We start from the raw sequence: 15,775 nt of genomic DNA, 5'->3' as shown, positions 1-15,775 counted from the left end.
ATATATTTCTTTCTCCTTGATAAAAACTAGCTAGGATTATAACAAAAATATAAGCTGCTGTTAAGCCTTTTAAGGCAGTATATCAAAAATTAATCCAATGGAATCCAAAATGTAATTTCTATATTACTGGCACACACAATGCATATAAAGATTTATTGATTTGTTTTTTTTGATATAATACTTTCTCTTGCCTAAATGAAATGGACGATTACATACAAGCATAAAAGTGCGGATTCTCTGATTTTTTGTATCCCCCCCCCATTTATCCAATACCTTTAATCAAGAATCCGCACTTTTATGCTTACTTCCTAAAACATCAATAATTTTACGATTCTACTTTGATTTAAGATTTTATTTGAAAGGGTTTAATGCAGTTGGAATGCAGTTGGAAAGCGGAGAATTGGAATCCCTTAGAATCCCAAATTCACTCCGCCATTTTCATCAATTTTATAGTTAGCATCGCGCCCGATTGTGTAGCCATTTCCACTACCACTTCCATTACTCAATGGACGGCAAATATCGCCCACTTTCACGCTTCCGCTTGTAATTTTTGCATAAGATAGCTTTGGAGTAGAACGCACAACTTCAATATCACCACTTTTTGTCTCCACTCTACCAGTAGTTTCTTTAGTGTAGGAATCTTTAATCGCCTTACCCAACGCAAAACATTCATAAGTATCACCTTGGTTTAACGTTTGTGAAAACACCACTTCACCATTTTCTACACTTGCGACCTTTAAAGGATAAATCGCATTTAAAATATCACTAGAAATGCGTCCCGCAATCTGTTCTATTAATGCAGTATCGGCTGTTATGCTATCATCTTTTATTGTAGTTTTCATTACAAGCGTATTTGAAAATTTAATCTGCCTTGTCGCAAATAAAAGCACACGATAATCCACCTTAATTTCTGCTTCTATTTTAGTTTTGCCTGTGAGATTGCTTTTCTTTACGCCTCCATCAATATCCGAAACAGAAAATAGCAAAATATAATCGGTTGCTAGGACATTTTTAAGCTTATAGACTTCATCACTTGCCGCATCACCGCTTTTGATAAGGGATTTTTCCATTTCGTAATATCCGGGCGTATCACGTTCTAAGACATTAAATTTTCTACTTTGGAGCAAATCCGTGATGATTTGCTGCTGTAAATTATTTCCGATTCCGCGCTTATTAATATCAGGCGTTGCATTAAACACCGTAATACTGCGGCGATTACTCGCACTTTGCCCGGGGGCTTTATACTTTTTTATTGTGGTTGTTTTCTTGATGAGCACAACAACCTTGTATTCATCGCCTTGTTTGGAATTTGAAATTACTTCATAGGAATCAAATGTCCCTCCACTAATGCGCGCAATCTCCTCGTTATAGGATTTTTGTAGCTGCTGTTTGTCATTTGTTTTGGTGTAATCTGTACTTAGTTTTGAACCAACCGCTAATTTGCCACCATACATTTTTGATATAGCATCCGCCAAAGCCTTATTAACTGCTTCTTCATAAGAGGAACCATAGCCCTCACCGCGAGCATCTTTGGTGTTTTTAGTAGTTACCACTTCCGCGTTTAATCCCACACACATCAATAAAAACAATAAAAAAGTTGCTAACAATTTCATAAACACACCTTAAAAATCATCGACTTCTAAGTTGGTTGCGCGTTTGACGCCAGGGGTTGCTTTCGCACCACTTTTGCCGCTTTGTTGTGTTGGTATATTTTCCATTGCATCAAATCGCTTATTTGCCTCATCAATGCTATCCATAGAGTAATACACAATCGCTCCAACCACTTCATAATCGCCCTTATCCACACTCCAAGTTCTAGCTACTTCCATACCGCGCAAAGAAGCTTGAGCAGTACTGCTAAACTCTTTAGACATTTCTTTTACTATGCTTGTGCGAGTTTTTTTCTGCGCCGCACCCATTTTGACCTTACCGTCAGTCTTGCTAGCCTTTAGCATTGCATTTTTTGTCTTCTGTTTTAATTCGGTGTTTTTCATAAACGCATTAACATTGGAGGATAAAAACTGCGCAATGGTCGCCTCCGCATTGCCTTGTGCGCGAGTTCTTGCTTCGCGCCTGTAATCAGAATTAAACCCTTCCTCTTTTATAAAGGAATCCATTCCGTAAGCAAGAAGTGCTGGACGACAATTTTCATTGTAAAAATACTTTATACCAAGATGTGTGAGCAAGTATTCATCATCAAAATCTTCTACTATACTATCTGCACTTTTGCATTGCGCTTTATTCTCTATTGGTTTTGATTTATGTCCTTGCGCTAAATCGCGTGCAAGCTGAAGTGATTTTGGCGTGGTATAAGCTAAAACACCAATCTCGGTCTCACCTTCTTCATTTGTAACAATAAAGGTTTCATAGGGAATCATACCTTTAATTTCATCAAAGGCTTCTTTTGTGAATCCGCCCGTATATGCATTATTAAAGATATTTTCCTCTACTTCTGCTTCTATTGTTTCTGGCTTCTTATCGCCTTTTGCGTTGGTTACAACGCTATTGACGATATTTCCTACGATTGCAAATATCCCATCAGCATCTCCGCTCTTTTCCTCTAGCTCTTTTTTGACCTTTTTTTGCATTTCATCATTAAGCATATCATCTGGCATTTGCTTGCGGTGGTATGAAAGTGCTTCCTCCACTGCAATTTTTCCTGCTTTTGACAAAATCATATCTGCCTTTAAAGTCAAAAATGCCTCTCGATAAGCCATTGACAAATATTCATAATATTGCGCATCGTCTGGACTTGCATCAACAGTTGCAGTCGCACTATAAATACTGGCTGCTTTATTTTTCTTTTTTAGCTCTCTTTTTGCCTTATCAAGCAAATCATCTATATTTTGCTTTTTGGGCTTTTCCAAATTAGGCTTCACATCTGATTCTATGATTTTCTCAAGCTGTTCGCCTGTATTCTCTTTTGTTGTATCCTCGGCATATAGTAAGCTTGCTAATGCTAAAGAACCAATCAATAATAGCTTTCTCATTTGCTTCCTTTTTACCAAGTTACAGATTTGCTAGAGCCTACTTTATCAATCGTCTGCTCATCTTCCCAATATACAAGCCCAGAAGTCAAGTCTGTTAATCGCAAGAGAAAGAAATATTCCACCTGTGTTTTACCATTGCTTAGCTTGACATTATCCTGTCTAATTTTACCTGCTAGTGAAAAATCTGGCGATACTAAAGTTCCTTTTTTGGCAATTGTTTTTTGGTTAAACTCATCATTATCTCTTAATTCCCTCACATCCTCACTCATACTATCTAGCGCACCACCTGCGGCAACTGCAGAGGTTAGGACAAATTTACCCGACCTTCTTAAAGCAGCTGTAATTTTTGCAGTTAGCTTTTCCGTGTCGATTCTTTGTGGCGTATCATTCACTACTCTACCAATCGCAATCACCTTTCTTTGTCCGGGCTTAATGCTTGCAAAAGCAGGATCGCTAAGCATACTATTAATCATTGTTTCTGCCGCATTTTCAAAATCTTCTCTATCAAGCCCAAGCGTAAGAGAATCCCCTTTTTTAACCTGCGTGGCTTTGCCATCTGTATAAACACCACCGCTTCCTGTTGCACAACCTGTCATTACCAAAGCTCCTGCAAGAGCTAATCCTAAAATTTTTGTTTTTGTCATTTTGTATCCTTTTGTTTAAATTTAATTTTTACGAATTTCTATTCTAAAGTCTTGCGCTCTCACATCAGATGCAAGTTTGTGCAAAACAACCTTCTGTCTAGCTGGAATCCTAAGCACTTGATAATCTTCGCTTAAAACATCACGCAGCACAAAGCCATCTTTATCTAGCCATTCCACTTTATAGACAATATCCTTAGCAGAATCGCTATAAAAAATAATTTCAAACTCCAAATAACCATTATCATTGATACGCTTGCGTCTCTCTTGAATAATATCCTTAGAAAGAGAGGAATCCAAAGTGATATTAGGTAAGTTAGAATCCTTTTGGTATGTTGTCGAACACGCACTCAACAAAATTACAGCACAAATTAATAACCATTGTTTCATTGTTGAACCTTATTTTTGTGTTAAATTAACATTGCTTGGCAAATTTTGTGCAAATGAACGCACTATAATAAGTGCATTTTTATTCTTATCCAATGTGTTTGTATAAATCTCTTCTCCTTGAGGATTTTTAATGTTCACACTCCCCTTGTTTTCAACCATTGCCACAGAGATGTTTTTAGGCAACCCACGCCACGAACGCACATCGGCATTATTTGTCAATGTTGTTAGTATAGAACTACCAAGCGATAGGAATCCACCTGTTTTATCATTGCTTGCCACAACGACATTTAATGTAGTTTTGGTAATTGTCTGTGCTAGGGCTTTAGTAATCATTGCAGGCATATTAATTTTAAACTCTGTTGCAATAATATTATCTAAATCAACCACTTCTGTTGTTTGAATGCCATTGACTTTAATATTAGGAAAAGACGCTTCACGCTTTTTTAAAGTTTGCAAAGCCACATTTGTCGTAACAATATTTTTATCTACAACAAATGGCAATGTCAATGTAAAATCATCTTTCATTACACCAAAACCATTCTCATAGACAACAAAAATATATTTTTTGCCCTTTTTGGAAACAGAATTTGCGCGCCCCTTAAAAACTGCATATTCCTTTTGAATCTCTTTATTTTTAGGATTAATTTTAGCAACTTCTCTAAATAAATCCGCTGCTTTACGATAATCGTTGTCCATAAAGAAAAATACAGAAGCAAGATAAGTCGCATAAGGATTTACAAAATCTTTTGTTGTTACAAACTCCTTAAATAGCGCATCATATTCCTTTGTTGCACTTTTTAGATTCTCATTCATATTTTTATCGTAATTTGGGTCTTCTTTTGCCTTTTCAATCTCTTCACGATTCTTAGCGATCTCTTTTGCAAAATATTCTTTTGCTTTATCTTGACGCATTAAAGCGCGATTAAACTCCACTCTAGCATTGCCATAATCACCCAAATCCATAAAGTTTAAGCCCTTATAGAGATTAAGCATAATGCGTTCATACAAACTTCCCTCATAATCCACAATTGTGTCATTAACCAATGTTGTTGTAACAAGCTTAGCTCCTTTTTTGCCTGCATTTTGCAAATCTACATCTTGTTTATAAGACTCCTCTGCTGCGTCAAAAAGCTGATTGCTAAGATCAAATTCACCACAATTTCTAGCGATTAGCCCAACATTAATACCCGTATAAATTGCATCATTTCCTTTCTTGACTTTATCTAAATTTTGCGAGAAAAAGCCATCATTGCAAATCCTTTGATACAAGGCACTTTCAAAAGTCTGATTTTGTGCGCTATGATTTGCACACGCGCTAAACAATAGACAAGTAGCACCCAATACCGCCAACTTTAATGTTCTGTTTTCATATAAAAACCCCATAAACCAAATACTCCCAAAAAATTAAATTTAAAAATGGAACAGCAGTATATCAAAAAAAGCTCAAGATAAGTTAAAAACTTTTAAAGGGGTTTTTAACTATGATTATACCGATGAAAAATAGGTATATGTATCGTTCCCAAATTTCAGAAAAGAAATTTCGTGAAATTTTATGGTATTTTTGCCTTGATTTAGAAGCTGTAAAAATAGCTGAAATTTGTAAAATTTCTAGGATAACAATTAATAAAATTCTTAAAAATATTAGACTTTTAATGCTACAATCTTGTCAAAACCAAGGCAAGCTAAGCGGTGAAATTGAAATAGATGAAAGCTACTTTGGAGCCAAAAGAGTGCGCAGCAAAAGAGGCAGGGGAGCAGCTGGTAAGCATATAGTGTTTGGCATGCTAAAAAGGGATGGCAAGGTGCATACGCAGCTAGTTAATGGGTGCTCCGCAAAAGAGCTTTTACCGATATTACAAGGCTTTAGCGATATTAGTAATTCTACCATTTATAGCGATTGTTGGAAGGCATATGATGGCTTAGTAGATTACGGAGCTAAAGCTCATTATAGAGTGAAACATAACCAAAATGAGTTCGCAAATGGCAAAAATCACATCAATGGGATAGAAAACTTTTGGGGCTACTGCAAGCATCGCTTAAGTAAGTTTAAAGGTATAAAAAGAGAGAATTTTCTTTTACATTTAAAAGAGTGTGAATTTAGATTCAATAACAAGGAAAATCTCTATCAAGTTTTATTAAAATTGATAAGAGAAAATCCTCTTAACTTATCTTGAGCCTTAAAATTATCCCCACCTGCTGGGAGATTTTTTAATGGCGTCCAAATAACCCCTGTTTGCCCTATACCCATCGCCATAGGGTGTGGAAAAGGATACATAAATTGCAATCTATAAGTAGTTTTAATCCAAATAGGTAATGGGTGTTCTCCACAAAGTGCTGTATAAGAAGCAGAGTTCCATAAAATTAATTGCCTATGTAATTTGTAAATCATTGAAGAGGCAACGCTTGCTGAATCCTCCACATAATTTTTAGTATTTGTAGAGCCTGTTAAAGGATAAGCATTTCCCCAACTTCCTTTGCACCAAAATAAAGTATCAAGTGGAGAATTTGCGACAGAAGCAACACTATCAGCAATACAAGCAAGATTTGTAATGGGGTTTCCAAACAATAAAGCTTCTGGATTAATTAAAGCGCTAAGAGAGTCATCATTCCATAAAGGATCAACTTCTGTAAAATAAGCTATATCTATGCCTTGTTCTCCACGCAAACACATAGTGTCTGTAAATACTCCTACCATCTCAAAAATAGAGTAAATGTAATAATGAGATTGAAACCAAGTGCGTGTTTTGTCCTTAGTATTTGCATCCCCCTTAGTTCCTTGTTGCAGTAATGAAATTCCCATATTTAATCCTAGTCCTGCAAAGCAATAAGGATCTTTGTTTACATCTATGCTTCTGCTAGGCTCATAATACCCAATAGGAAATCCAATTCTGTAGAATAATGGTGGTGGTGCAGGACACATACAAATAGGGCTTCTAACTGCCGTTGGAAAGTCTGGCATTGGACCATTAATAACAGGAATACCTGCAATGCTGATAGGAAAAATACAATTCCAGCACATTGAGCCTAGTGTTGTAATAATTTGTGTTGGATTTACTGAACAAACAGCAAATGCTAACTGTGTGCTTAGGGCAAGAGAAATAAATCCACTTAAAACCTTTTTCATCTATAAACCTCCTCATCACTGTCTTTTCTACATTCCAAGCAAATTTCATTAACTATTATTTTATCTCCTTGCTGTTGGATAATGCTTGGTGTGTGCTTTAAAGCAAAGCGTTCTGTGATTTCGGGCAAAAGGTAGAAAAATTCTTGCTTGTATTTTTTAATCATTTTATAATAATTACCATCACTTAGAAAGATCCTATATGCGATGGTGTTTAAAAAACTACTTTTTTCAAGCCATTCTATCTCTTTAGGGTTGTTTGCGTTAATTACAACGATTCCATAAGAGATCCTAGCATATTTAGCAGGATTAAAAGTGAAGCCCTGTGGATATATGATATTTCCTTTAATATCTTTAATATCTTGTTTGAGCGTATAGGTCAAATCAGGACTAAATTCCCTATTTTTTGTTGCTGGAGTAAGCTGAATTAATCCTTTAGGTTTGTAATTTTTAATGTTCTCCCTTGCTTGTTCTCTTGCAATATTAGCCCTTTTTTCTATTATTTCTTTGTTTTTTTCTAAGAGTGAAAAGTCTAAATCCTCTGAAAATCTCTCTAACCCATAAAGTATTCTCAAACTCGTTCCGCCATAAAAAGCAGCTTTATTAAAAAATCCACCTCGATAAAGACCAAGAAGTGTTATTTCTTGAAATATTTCTTTAAGTGCATTGATGGGTTCAGTTTCGCTTTTGGGATTATATTTTTTTAGCATTTGTTCTATTATATTCATCTTGATAGCCCTTTTATAACTTTAGTAAGAATTTCTATTTTTTTTGATTTGCTAACTTTTGCATACGCTTCAAAAATTTTTATATCGCAGTTTTCAAACTCATCTATATCGATTCGCAAATCATCTTCCAAAAATTCTCTCATGACTTTTTGGCTTCTTAAATCTATATCTTTTGTAAAATAAACTTTATCACATAAGGCTTTTTCTTTACCTGCAATTATAAAGTTACTGCTTTTGGAAGTTTTGATTTCTAAGCCAATATTAAATAACTCTTTTCTAATTTGTATATAGCTAAACACCCCATAAGGTGTATCAAAAGATTTTGATCGTTTGATGCTAATAGAAATGATTTCATAAACACTTTCAGGTATGAGCCCATGAAACCATAGAGCAAAATTTAGTGATACATAAGAATGTCCTAAAAGTATATTTGCAATTATCTCTTTAGAAAGAAGAGCGTTGCTATAGAGTGGATTATAAACATAAAGCCCACTTTTAAGAGGAGTTAAAATATTTTTGTTTTTAAGTTGAACTATTTTATCATTGATTCTTCTGTATGCCAAATTTTCAAGTATTGAGGAGAGTGTAGCATGTTCTATAATTCTAGAAGGGTATGCATCTAATGCTCTCTCTAATTCTCTCATTATGTTTTCCTTGCCTTTATAGTCTATATTTAATAGATTAATATATTTTGCCTATAAAATTAGATTGTTATTAGTATTTTTCCAAAGAAGTTTGGCAGTTTAGCAATAGTAATTTCTAATTTGCGAACTTTTTATAATAAAGAAAGAAAAAGTAAGTATTTATAAGGCTTTTAGCAAAGTAAATTAATAATACTTGTTTTATTTCTCTATGGCAAAGAATGCTATTAATGGCTATTAACAATATAAGACCCGATTAAAGGGGATTGAAATCTATTACTAATTATCTATATTACAAAATGTAGCAAACCAAATTCGTTTTAGTCCCTTCTTAAATTTCTTTATGGTAAAATTGCCTCTTTATCAAAAGCAATATTAACATAGTTTTAGTCCCTTCTTAAATTTCTTTATGGTAAAATTGCACTTCAAGCTCTTTTTTCAGATATTCAGTTTTAGTCCCTTCTTAAATTTCTTTATGGTAAAATAGATACCCCAAAAACCAAGAAATTCAGGGATTTAAGTAGAAAAATTAGTGAAAAATATGCTAAAATTTTGCTAGAGAAATTTAAAAAGGGACTAAAATAAGTGGTTTTCGGTAAGCCACGCAGGATTAAAATTCCTTTTAAAACCGAAACTTTATTTTATGCTTTCTTTAGAACATTTATAATCTTATATTTCTTATTCCATCCAAAAAATATTTTCTTAAAAATAATGTAATTAGACTACAATTATTTATTTGAACAAAGAATCCACAAAAAATAAAAAAATACCTATTTTACAGCTTTATTATCCACTTACTATCCTGTTGTTATTCCTTTATTATCCTGCTACTATCCGCTTGCTATCCCCCTATTATCCTAACTTTGAGCCATTAATAGTGATTTATACTTTTTGGAGAAAAAGTTCAAACAGATGGAGAATTTGTTCAATAAACACTCTTTTATCTCCCTTGTTTGCGAACTATTTAGCTTATCTAAAACTAATAAATATACAATATAATCATTAAATATCTAAATTTTACTGGTAGGGCGGAATGCTAAAAAATGTCTATTAAAATTATAATTATTATTTCACTCGTATTGTTGTATAATGAGTTGCAATCAATCCAAAAGGGAATACATGTTAAATTTAGCGCAGATGATGAAATAATAATAAATAGAGAAAGCTTTTGGAAAGAAGTTTTATTAACTCGCACAGAGTTTGGATATAACGATAATTAGTTATTTTTTTAGTGGAATTCCAAAAAAATGGAATTCCACTAAAACAGGCAATAAATAGTCTGCAATTCTAGCTAAAATTCTGCTTATAAAACCAAAAAACAAAGGAAAAGTAATGTTTGCGTATATTCACGGATATGGCTCAAATAAAAACGGCAGAAGTGGAAAGGTGCTAAAAGAGCTTTTAGGGGCAAGGGGCGAAGTTTTAGAGCCGCTTGGCTGGGATAGCAATGCCACTTATGATGAGATTTACGCTGATTTAAAGTCGCAAATTCTAGATTTGCAAATTCGCGCAAATGGTAATCTAACGCTAATTGGCTCATCGCTTGGTGGATATCTCTCGGCTCGTTTTGGTATGGATTTGGGGCTAAAATCTGTGCTTTTTAATCCATCTTTAACACCTAGCTTTCGTATCCCTAGTGTGCCTGATTTGGTGCTTGATAAGCCTATAAATGCGCTTATTTTTGTATCTGCTGATGATGAGCTTTTAGCTCAAAATGATATAAAAGTAAAAGCACTTTTTGGCTCTAAGGCGCAAATATTCATCACTCACACCACGCATAGAGTGATGGACTATGAACCTTTTATAGTTAGAATCCTAAAATTTGCTAAAAACTAGAATTCTAGCTGTATTTTAATATAATACTATCTTTAATTTAAGGGGAATAAAATGCTTGAATTTAGCGTCAAAATCAATCCTAGCTTAGAAAAAGTAGCGATGAATGCAATAAAAGATGTGCTAAAAAAAATTGACCCAAGTGCGATTGTTGTGCAAAATAGTGGGCTTAGCAAAAGCGATGAAAATGATTTTAAAGAGCTTTTAAAGGATAAAAAGGCTGGAAAATTAAAGTTTATAAACGCTGATGAAATGTGGGCAAGTATAGATAAAACAATAGCAAAATACGAATGAAAATAATTTATAGTAAGAAATTTCAAAATTCCTTAGCAAATATAGTAGATTTCATCGCACAAGACAGCCCAAAAAGAGCTAGGGAATTTGCCACAAACCTTAAATCACAGCTAGAAACAATTACTATTATGCCCTATAAACATAGAAAAAACTTCATAGCAAATGATGAAAATATCCGTGATTTTATTTTTAATGGTTATGTAATTATCTTTGAAATAAACGAAAATATTGAAATCTTAAACATTTATAAGCGCAATTTGCCTAAATTATAAATTTAAAAATGACAACAAATAGTCTGCAATTCTAGCTAGAATTCTAGCTAGAATTGCCAAAATGCAAAAAATGTATCGGCAGAAAGGATAATAAATGGATGCAAATCTTACAAATTACTTGGAATTCTTAGAAAATTCTAGCAAATTCAAAGCGATGGATAAAGCTGCGAAGGCGCAAATGCTAAGCCAAATAAATGAGCTTATCAAGGCTGACGCTCTTTGGGTGTGAAACTCACACAAAGATGAGAGTAAAAGGCGCATTTCTGCCCCTTTTTTTGAAAATTTTTTAAAATGCTAGCATAATAATACGACATAAAATAGTCTGCTAAATTTGTCATGATTTTGTAAAGACAAAAAATAATTAAAAGCGCAAAAATTTTAGATATAATTCAAAAATCTCAATGTTCAAAAAAGAGGTATCAAATGTCAATTGACATGGCAAAAATAATAGAAAAATTACAAGACAAGCGTCAAATTTTTTGTTCTGAGGCTGATTTTCAGTTAGAAATGGCTTGGGTTATAAAAGAAATGTATCCTGATGCGAAAGTAAGATTAGAGTATGTGCCTAAATTTAATGATAAAATGCACATTGATATTCTTGTATTTATTAGCAATAAATGGATACCGATAGAACTAAAATACAAAACTAAAAATAGCAAAAAAGAAGAAATGATAGATAAAAAAATTCAAGAGGTTTTCAATCTAAAAGACCAAGGGGCAAAAGATATAAGCTGTTATTTGTATCTAAAAGACATTATGCGAATAGAAAGCATAAAAGAACAAGAAAAGAATAATTTTAAAGAGGGCTATGCTGTTTTTCTCACAAATGATAAAATATATCTTAGACCACCGCAAAAAAATGATTGTGTTTACAAGGAATTTTCACTTGAAGATGGAATTACAAAACATGGTGAGCTAAAATGGGCAGAACATACTGGTGCTGGGACGAAAAAAGGCATTGAAGAACCCATAAAACTAAAAGGTATTTATAAAATGAAGTGGAAGGAATTTTCAAATGTAGATGAAGAAAAAAGTGATGGAATTTTTCATTATTTAGTCACAAAAATTATATAAATTTTTCAAAATTCTATTTTTGGAATTCTAGATTGTGCGAATTCTAGAATTCTAAACAATACACCAACACCCCAAAAAGTTAAAAACCGACAATAAATAGTCTGCTTTATATGCTAGAATTCCTATAAATTTTATAAAATCAAAGGAATTCTAGATGGAAAAATATCAGCCACAAAGTCTAGCCCAGCTAAAAGCTCTTGTAAAAGATGAGAGTGTGTATCTAGGCGATATCGATACTAGTCTTATTGCCGATATGAGTTCGCTCTTTGAGCCTGATGTATGTGGGGCTTGGGCTGGGCGAGAGGATTTTAGCGGAATTGAGAGCTGGAATGTCTCAAATGTCCGTGACATGAGCCTTATGTTTCACAACTGCCATTTTTTTAACGCCGATATCAGCGGCTGGAATGTGAGTTCTTGCGAGAGCTTTTATAAAATGTTTGGAAATTGCTATTTATTTAATCAGCCTTTGGGCAAATGGAATACAAGCAAAGTGCGTGATGTGCGCTATATGTTTAGTATGTGTGCGTCTTTTAAAGGGGATTTAAATAGCTGGGATATATCTAATCTAAAAGAAACTTATGGTATGTTTGGTGGCTGTAATTGCACTGTTCCTAGCTGGTATAATAAAATGAAAGGATAAAAATGGCTCTTTCAAAATCTCTATATATAAATGGTATGCAGTGTCCTAAGCTGCTGTGGCTAAGCAAGCACCGCAAGGGCGATGGGAGTGTGTTTGCGCCAAATGCTAGCTTGGAGACTGTTTTTGAGCGTGGAAATGAAGTTGGCGATCTAGCGTGTGAGCTATTTAAAGGCGGAGAGCACATTGAGTGGGAGGGCACGAGCTTTGATGAGAAAATCGCCCAAACAAAAGAGCTAATTGAGTGTGGTACTCGCTACATTTATGAAGCTACTTTTAGCTTTGGCGGAGCGCTTATTATGGTGGATATCTTAGAGGTTTGCGCTGATGGTAGCCTTATTATAAACGAAGTAAAATCAAGCACCAGCGTAAGCCCTGTGTATATGGATGATACGGCTTTTCAGCACTTTGTGCTAACTAGCCTTGGCTACAATGTAAAAGCTGTAAATCTAATCCATCTAAATAGCGAGTATGTGCGTGGGGATGAGCTTGATTTAAAGGCACTTTTTGTCAGCGAGGACCTTACTGAGAACGCCAAAGAGCAGTTTAATAATGTGCGTGAAAATATCGCTCGCTTTGAGAGAATTCTAGAATTCCCTAATGAACCAGAGTGCGATATAGACATGCATTGCTACGAGCCTTATACTTGTGGGGCATTTGAATACTGCTGGGCTGGGGTGGCGCAAGGCTCAGTCTTTGACATAGGCTCAAAGCTTGGAGTGAAATTTTACAAAAAAGACAAGTTTGCCTTGTGGCACTCGGGCGTAAAAAATATAGATGATATAAAGAATATTTCAGCATTTCCAGCCTATCAGCAAATCCAGCTAAAAGCCCACAAAGAAAAATCTAGAATTCTTAATGCTAATGCTGTGCGTGAGTTTCTCTCTACGCTTAGCTATCCGCTTTATCATTTGGACTTTGAGACTTTTCAAAGCGCAGTTCCGCTGTGGCGTGGGGCTAAGCCATACGAGCAGACGCCTTTTGAGTATTCACTCCACATTGATAAGGGCAATGGTAGCGAGCCAGAGCATAAGGAGTTTTTGCCTACTGAGTTTTGCGACCCACGCAGAGCTTTGGCTCTTAGCCTAGTGCGTGATATACCAAAGGGTGTTTGCTTGCTAGCTTATAATGCGCAGTTTGAAAAAGGGGTTTTAAAGCGACTAGCTGAGCTTTTCCCTGACCTAGCCGAGCATTTGATGGATATTCATAATAATATGAAAGATTTAATGGAGCCTTTTGCTAAGCGTGATTTTTACGACTGGCGCCAAAACGGCAGCTACTCTATCAAGAAAATCCAGCCCATACTAGCCCCAAGCATAGATGATGGATATAAGGCAATGGCAAGCCGTGGCGAGATATCAAATGGCGGCGAGGCAATGAATGCTTTTCCAGCATTTGCAACGATGAATAGCGAGCAAATCGCTAAAAAACGCAAAGAGCTACTAGCTTATTGCGGACTTGATACGCTAGCGATGGTAAAGGTGCTTGAAGGACTAAAAGAGCTGGTAAAATAGGTATTTGCAGCTATAAAAATAGTCTGGAATTTTGGCTAGAGTTCTGAGTATTTTTAAGGAGTAAAGATGAAAAAAGTGCTTATTTTAAGTGGTGCTGGATTATCAGCTGAGAGTGGGCTAAGGACTTTTAGAGACTCTGATGGACTTTGGGAAGAGTATGATATAATGGAGGTTTGTTCAGCTCGTGGATTTAGAGAAAATAGGCAAAAAGTGCTAGATTTTTACGACAAGCGCAGGACTCAGCTAGCAGAGTGTGAGCCAAACGAGGCTCACCGCATGATAGCTCGTATAAAGGCAAAATACCCCGAGCAAATCGCAGTGCTAACGCAAAATGTAGATGATTTGTTAGAGCGGGCAGGCTGCGTGGATGTCGTTCATTTACACGGATTTTTGCCCCAGATTTACTGTGAGCATTGCAAAAAAATAGAATATATCGGCTATGAGGCGATAAATGCCAAAGAGCATATTTGTAAATGTGGGTGTAAGAAGTTTCGCCACAATATCGTTATGTTTGGCGAGCAGGCTCCATTTTATAAGGTGCTTTATAATGAGCTAAATGCGCTTAGAAAGGCTGAGGACTCGCTATTTGTGTGCATTGGCACTAGTGGGCAGGTGCTAGATGTGGCAGATTTTAGCGGTTTTGCTAAAAAGAGCATTTTAAACAACCTTGATAAAAGCGATATAGACCACGCATTTAACAAATGCTACATAGAAAAAGCCACAACTGCTGCGCCAAAAATAGAAGCTGATATAGAGAAGTTTTTTAGCTAAAATTTTAGCAAAATAGCTATATAGAGCTTAAGAGATAAAAAAATCAAGCTAAAAAATAGAGCTGAGTTAAGAGAGCTAGTAAAAGATAATGACATTTATCTAAGCGACATTGATACAAGTGCGATTACCGATATGCGTGCACTTTTTAAAGATGTAAAGCGCAAAAATTTTAGTGGTATTGAATACTGGGATACTAGCAATGTTATTACTATGGAAGGCATGTTCGCTGGATGTAAGCATTTTAATATCCCTATTTGATGCTAGGATGTCTCAAAGGTAAAAGATATGAGCTCTATGTTTTGCTTGTGTAAAGACTTTAACGAGCCTATTGGGTGCTGGGATGTAAGAAAAGTAGAAAATATGGAACGGATGCTTGAGTATTGTAAGAGCTTATTAACAATATAAGACCCGATTAGAGGGGATTGAAATCTATTACTAATTATCTATATTACAAAATGTAGCAAACCAAATTAGTTTTAGTCCCTTCTTAAATTTCTTTATGGTAAAATAAATGGAATCAAATTAAACGAGTGGAGAGAGTTTTAGTCCCTTCTTAAATTTCTTTATGGTAAAATTTAACAACAACTAATAAAAGCAATCTTGTTGTTTTAGTCCCTTCTTAAATTTCTTTATGGTAAAATAAATTCACGCTGGATAAATTCCTCGTAACGGTTTTAGTCCCTTCTTAAATTTCTTTATGGTAAAATCAGAAGCTTTAAATACAATTATTGAAGCTGGTTTTAGTCCCTTCTTAAATTTCTTTATGGTAAAATAGCTTTTTAAAATCTATAGCTATAATTTTGTTTTAGTCCCTTCTTAAATTTCTTTATGGTAAAATTGTTGTGGATATGAATACTTGGAGTGAGTTG

Annotated in this window: 18 protein-coding genes and 1 CRISPR repeat array; of the genes, 10 read left to right on the top strand and 8 right to left on the bottom strand. The window is 34.8% G+C overall.

Annotation, left to right across the window (positions count from 1 at the left end):
* Nucleotides 1-410: 410 nt before the first annotated feature.
* The 5 genes from MKD52_RS05900 to MKD52_RS05880 are packed head-to-tail and all read right to left on the bottom strand — an operon-like array spanning nucleotide 411 to nucleotide 5,404.
* Nucleotides 411-1,613, bottom strand: coding sequence for a CsgG/HfaB family protein (locus tag MKD52_RS05900; protein ID WP_242099597.1), 1,203 nt, complete (start codon nucleotides 1,611-1,613; stop codon nucleotides 411-413).
* A gap of 9 nt (nucleotides 1,614-1,622) precedes the next feature.
* Nucleotides 1,623-2,990, bottom strand: a complete 1,368-nt coding sequence (locus MKD52_RS05895; RefSeq protein ID WP_242099596.1) for a hypothetical protein — start codon at nucleotides 2,988-2,990, stop codon at nucleotides 1,623-1,625.
* Between the two features lie 11 nt (nucleotides 2,991-3,001).
* The gene (lpoB, locus tag MKD52_RS05890) at nucleotides 3,002-3,634 is read right to left on the bottom strand and encodes a penicillin-binding protein activator LpoB (RefSeq protein WP_242099595.1); all 633 of its coding nucleotides are present in this window, start codon (nucleotides 3,632-3,634) and stop codon (nucleotides 3,002-3,004) included.
* 21 nt (nucleotides 3,635-3,655) lie between these two features.
* The gene (locus MKD52_RS05885; RefSeq protein ID WP_112057784.1) at nucleotides 3,656-4,021 is read right to left on the bottom strand and encodes a YcfL family protein; all 366 of its coding nucleotides are present in this window, start codon (nucleotides 4,019-4,021) and stop codon (nucleotides 3,656-3,658) included.
* Nucleotides 4,022-4,030: 9 nt separating this feature from the next.
* Nucleotides 4,031-5,404 (bottom strand): hypothetical protein, encoded by a 1,374-nt coding sequence (locus MKD52_RS05880; RefSeq protein ID WP_242099594.1) that lies wholly within the window; start codon nucleotides 5,402-5,404, stop codon nucleotides 4,031-4,033.
* 98 nt (nucleotides 5,405-5,502) lie between these two features.
* Here MKD52_RS05880 and MKD52_RS05875 point away from each other — a divergent pair, with 98 nt between their 5' ends.
* Complete coding sequence (locus tag MKD52_RS05875; protein WP_242099593.1) at nucleotides 5,503-6,195, top strand: IS1595 family transposase; 693 nt, start codon at nucleotides 5,503-5,505, stop codon at nucleotides 6,193-6,195.
* Here MKD52_RS05875 and MKD52_RS05870 read toward each other — a convergent pair.
* The 3 genes from MKD52_RS05870 to MKD52_RS05860 are packed head-to-tail and all read right to left on the bottom strand — an operon-like array spanning nucleotide 6,147 to nucleotide 8,514.
* Nucleotides 6,147-7,145: a TraU family protein gene (locus tag MKD52_RS05870; RefSeq protein WP_242099592.1), complete on the bottom strand. Its 999-nt coding sequence runs from the start codon at nucleotides 7,143-7,145 to the stop codon at nucleotides 6,147-6,149. The genes MKD52_RS05875 and MKD52_RS05870 overlap by 49 nt on opposite strands.
* Nucleotides 7,142-7,870, bottom strand: coding sequence for a nucleotidyl transferase AbiEii/AbiGii toxin family protein (locus tag MKD52_RS05865; RefSeq protein WP_242099591.1), 729 nt, complete (start codon nucleotides 7,868-7,870; stop codon nucleotides 7,142-7,144). Before MKD52_RS05865 ends, MKD52_RS05870 begins: the two co-directional genes overlap by 4 nt.
* Complete coding sequence (locus MKD52_RS05860; protein ID WP_242099590.1) at nucleotides 7,867-8,514, bottom strand: hypothetical protein; 648 nt, start codon at nucleotides 8,512-8,514, stop codon at nucleotides 7,867-7,869. The genes MKD52_RS05865 and MKD52_RS05860 overlap by 4 nt, the downstream gene beginning before the upstream one ends.
* Before the next feature lie 1,329 nt (nucleotides 8,515-9,843).
* On the opposite strand from MKD52_RS05860, the gene MKD52_RS05855 reads away from it, so the two are divergent.
* The 9 genes from MKD52_RS05855 (at nucleotide 9,844) to MKD52_RS05820 (ending at nucleotide 15,164) form a co-directional block, all read left to right on the top strand.
* Nucleotides 9,844-10,347 carry a YqiA/YcfP family alpha/beta fold hydrolase gene (locus MKD52_RS05855; protein ID WP_242099589.1) on the top strand — a complete coding sequence of 168 codons (504 nt, stop codon included), beginning with the start codon at nucleotides 9,844-9,846 and terminating at the stop codon, nucleotides 10,345-10,347.
* A gap of 51 nt (nucleotides 10,348-10,398) precedes the next feature.
* Nucleotides 10,399-10,638 (top strand): hypothetical protein, encoded by a 240-nt coding sequence (locus MKD52_RS05850; protein WP_112057776.1) that lies wholly within the window; start codon nucleotides 10,399-10,401, stop codon nucleotides 10,636-10,638.
* Nucleotides 10,635-10,910: a type II toxin-antitoxin system RelE/ParE family toxin gene (locus MKD52_RS05845; protein WP_112057775.1), complete on the top strand. Its 276-nt coding sequence runs from the start codon at nucleotides 10,635-10,637 to the stop codon at nucleotides 10,908-10,910. The genes MKD52_RS05850 and MKD52_RS05845 overlap by 4 nt, the downstream gene beginning before the upstream one ends.
* Before the next feature lie 94 nt (nucleotides 10,911-11,004).
* Nucleotides 11,005-11,139 (top strand): hypothetical protein, encoded by a 135-nt coding sequence (locus MKD52_RS08615; protein WP_258439627.1) that lies wholly within the window; start codon nucleotides 11,005-11,007, stop codon nucleotides 11,137-11,139.
* 194 nt (nucleotides 11,140-11,333) lie between these two features.
* Nucleotides 11,334-11,984 carry a hypothetical protein gene (locus tag MKD52_RS05840; protein WP_112057773.1) on the top strand — a complete coding sequence of 217 codons (651 nt, stop codon included), beginning with the start codon at nucleotides 11,334-11,336 and terminating at the stop codon, nucleotides 11,982-11,984.
* A gap of 154 nt (nucleotides 11,985-12,138) precedes the next feature.
* The gene (locus MKD52_RS05835; protein WP_242099588.1) at nucleotides 12,139-12,624 is read left to right on the top strand and encodes a DUF285 domain-containing protein; all 486 of its coding nucleotides are present in this window, start codon (nucleotides 12,139-12,141) and stop codon (nucleotides 12,622-12,624) included.
* A 2-nt stretch (nucleotides 12,625-12,626) separates the two neighbouring features.
* Nucleotides 12,627-14,135: a DUF2779 domain-containing protein gene (locus MKD52_RS05830; protein ID WP_242099587.1), complete on the top strand. Its 1,509-nt coding sequence runs from the start codon at nucleotides 12,627-12,629 to the stop codon at nucleotides 14,133-14,135.
* 66 nt (nucleotides 14,136-14,201) lie between these two features.
* A complete protein-coding gene (locus tag MKD52_RS05825) occupies nucleotides 14,202-14,906 on the top strand; it encodes an NAD-dependent deacetylase (protein WP_242099586.1) in 705 nt (234 codons plus the stop codon).
* Nucleotides 14,907-14,948: 42 nt separating this feature from the next.
* Complete coding sequence (locus tag MKD52_RS05820; protein WP_347340930.1) at nucleotides 14,949-15,164, top strand: BspA family leucine-rich repeat surface protein; 216 nt, start codon at nucleotides 14,949-14,951, stop codon at nucleotides 15,162-15,164.
* A gap of 215 nt (nucleotides 15,165-15,379) precedes the next feature.
* Nucleotides 15,380-15,744: direct repeats of the CRISPR family, unit length 36 nt; unit sequence GTTTTAGTCCCTTCTTAAATTTCTTTATGGTAAAAT.
* Nucleotides 15,745-15,775 lie beyond the last annotated feature (31 nt).

The organism is Helicobacter sp. CaF467b (genome assembly GCF_022664765.1).
In the GTDB taxonomy this organism is placed as follows: domain Bacteria; phylum Campylobacterota; class Campylobacteria; order Campylobacterales; family Helicobacteraceae; genus Helicobacter_D; species Helicobacter_D colisuis.
The sequence above is the reverse complement of the archived record's forward strand: the minus strand, read 5'-3'. Positions and strand labels throughout refer to the sequence as shown.